This window comes from Kribbella sp. (assembly GCF_035655035.1).
Lineage (GTDB): Bacteria > Actinomycetota > Actinomycetes > Propionibacteriales > Kribbellaceae > Kribbella.
This window is the reverse complement of record NZ_DASRVN010000712.1, coordinates 1-3,024: the sequence shown is the minus strand read 5'-3', so window position 1 is coordinate 3,024 and position 3,024 is coordinate 1. Positions and strand designations below refer to the sequence as shown.

Genomic DNA, 3,024 nt, shown 5'->3' with positions numbered 1-3,024 from the left:
GCAGAGGCCCTCGCGCAGGTCGCGGCCGAGGAGACCGAGGAGAACCCCTGGGGTCGGGCATTGGCCGCGATCGTGTCCGCTTACGTGATGCATTCAGGTGACACGCGCCCGCGGGTGGCCATCGGCAGGAGCGAGGTGCGCGACGTCCGGCAGGAGCGGGGCGCGGCCGGCAGGGCAGCCAAGAGGGCGATGGACGCGGTCTACGCCTACGTGCTCGAAAAGGCCGGCCCGGACGGCGAGCAGTTGCGGCAGCGAGCGGCGTACGCGCTCGAGGTGTTCCTGCTGACCCAAGTGCGGCAGGACAGCCAGGCCTTGTGGGCACTGGCGAGGCGGGCGATTCAGCAAGCCGCGCAGGACGCTGAGACCACACAAGCGGCGGTGGCCGCGATGGTCGCGTTCCTTGGTGCCAAGGCGGCCGAGCAGGCTCGGGCGGCGTGGACCGAGGCCACGGCCCGGCTGAGGTCGGCGACGAATGCCCCGCGGGTCGGCTTCGAGGACCGACAGGCGATCGATGTCGTCAACACCACGGTGCGAGCCTGGTCGACTCCGGTCGGCGAATACGTCCTGGAGCCCGTGCAGCAGAACGTCACCAGTAGGGTGCCCGCGGCGCCGCAGGAAGTGGTCGAGGCTCTCGCGGTCGCGTATCTGGTTGAGCCGGAGCAGCGACCGGCGGCGATCGCTCACGCGGTGGACCGGCTGGTGCACTCGGTGAGCGACCAGCCGGCCGATATCGCCGTGAGCAGGCTGTACGACGCGTTTCAGGCCCGGCTCAGGACGGACCAGGGCGCCGCGACGGATGACGAACTCCAAGCCATAGTGGAAGCGGAGACGGACGCCGCCGAGGCGCTCATGATCGTGCTGATCGCGGCGACGGCTCGCGACCCCGACGCTTCGGAGCGGTGGATCGGTCTGTACCTGCGCGCGTCCGAACAGCTCTCGCCGACCGACGACCCGGCCGAGGCGGCAGACACCGCGGTCGACGTGGCGGAAAGGATCGCCGCGTACTGGTCGGGCGACCACACTGTGACCGAGCTGGCGGCGGCCCTGACGGATGCCGCGACTCTGCTGGCGACGCAGGAGACCGATTCGGCGTTGGCCACTCTCCGTGCTGCGTTGGCTGCTGGTCCGGTCGCCGCGTTCGGTGAGGTTCGCCAGGTGGTGACCGAGGCTTTCGAGAGCGTCGCTTCCTGGTACGGCGACAGCAGCGAACTCGCCAAGCAGCGAGCTACTCGTGCGATCAACGAGGCGGTCACGCGATGGGCCGGTGAAAAGACGCAGCTGCGGCAACTGCAGTCCGAGTGGATGTCCGGTACGGCGAGCTGGTCGAGCCCGGTGCTCGACGCGGCGCAGCGCGCGCTGACCACCTTCCAGGCGTACCTGCTCGGCCGGACCGGCCCGGATGGTGAACTGCTCCGGTCACGCGCGGATCACGCACTCCAGATCTTCCTGCTGCTCAGCGACGAGGCGGACGTCAATGCCAAGGCACAGAAGGCGCTCGATGCTCTCAGGACCGCCGTCGAGTTGGCGGCACGCCACGGCCGGGAGAGCGACCAGGCCCGGCAGGCGGCGTCCCGCGCCGTGCAACCCGTCGCGGCAATGCTGCGCGCCCGGGCTGCCGACTTCCTGCATGCCGCCACGTTCTGGGCCAGAACCGCCGTGGAGTTCGCCGCCGAGAGACTCGAGCACGACTCGGACGCGCAGACGATCGACGTCGTTCAAGGGGAGCGGCTCGCCTGGCGGCGCGACGTACCCGCCGACAATTTCGGGAACGTGCGAGCAGCGCGGGACAACCTGGCGGATGAACCGGGCCTGTCCGCTCACGACGTCACCAAGGCGCTGCTCACGTTGCGGTCGTCGGTGCGGTTCCCGCTCGGCGTGATCGGCGTGGTCGACACTCCGGCCGAGCTTACGGAACGGTACCCGGGCCTCGACCCGGCGCAGTTCGTCGACGGGGTGTACGTCGGTGAGTACGCGGGCCGGCCGACAACCATCGTGGTTGCGGCGAGGCAGTTCAGTGCGCACTACCTGCGCCGGCGCGTGCTGGACCAGCAGCTCGGGAAGTACGGTCTCGACCTGATCGCCTGGGACCGCGTGGATCCGGACCGGGCCATGGGGCCGGACGAGGCCACGGCCGCGCGCAACGCGTGGGACAGGTTCGCGGAGTCGTTCAGGTTCCTCGCCGAGAGCGGAGCGTTCGCCACGAATCGGCCCGAAGGCGCCACCCGGAAGTTCCTCGAACGTCAGGTCAAGCCCGCGCTGGTCCGCGCAGGTCTGCTGCCCGAGACCGCCAAGCTGGACCAAGTGCTGGCCTTCGCCGCGCAGATCGCCAGGGCCGATACGCGAACAACCAGTCAGCACCAACCCATGACGTCCGAAAAGCAAGCCGAGCCGGCAACCCAGGCCGCACGGGTCACCTCCTGGGTGCGCCAGTACCTCTCCGGCCTCGACAACGTCATCCTGTCCGGTCGCGACGAAGTGCGCTTCGGGCAGACCTGGTACGACCAGGACTTCGTGGTCACCGTGCGGGTCGGAGACCTCGCCGGCCGGGCCGACGCCGGACTCGATCTCTACCCGGAGACGCTGGACCCGGTGATCACGCTGTCGGAGTGGCTAGACAGTCCGGAGGCGGTGCGGCGTGCCGTCGATCGGGTCACGGACCAACTTGCCGCGACCGCCGCGCTCATCACCGCTGCCAACACCGGTCGTGTGGCGCCAGGCGCGGCCGAGCAGACCGAGCGTGACGCCGTACAGGCGTTGCTGACCGCGATGGGCGCCAGGCCGGGGGAGGCCGACGAGGTGACGCGGGTCGAGGCGGCCGGCACCGTGCGCACGTTCGTCGCCGCTCGCTCGGACGAGTCCGAGGAATACGACGCGGAAACCACGTTGTGGCTCGCTGCCATCACCGTCGCCACCACCCTTGCGGACGCGGAGCCGGACGGCGGGCAGTGGTACAAGAACGCGGTCTTCTACCAGGCGCTCGTCCGGGCCTACCGGGACGGCGACGGAGACGGGTACGGCGACCTC

General features: G+C 70.0%; 1 protein-coding gene. It reads left to right on the top strand.

Features of this window, described 5'->3' with window-relative positions:
- Positions 1-3,024, top strand: a 3,024-nt coding sequence (locus VFF46_RS36885; RefSeq protein ID WP_325041907.1) for a hypothetical protein, incomplete at both ends; no start/stop codon positions are given.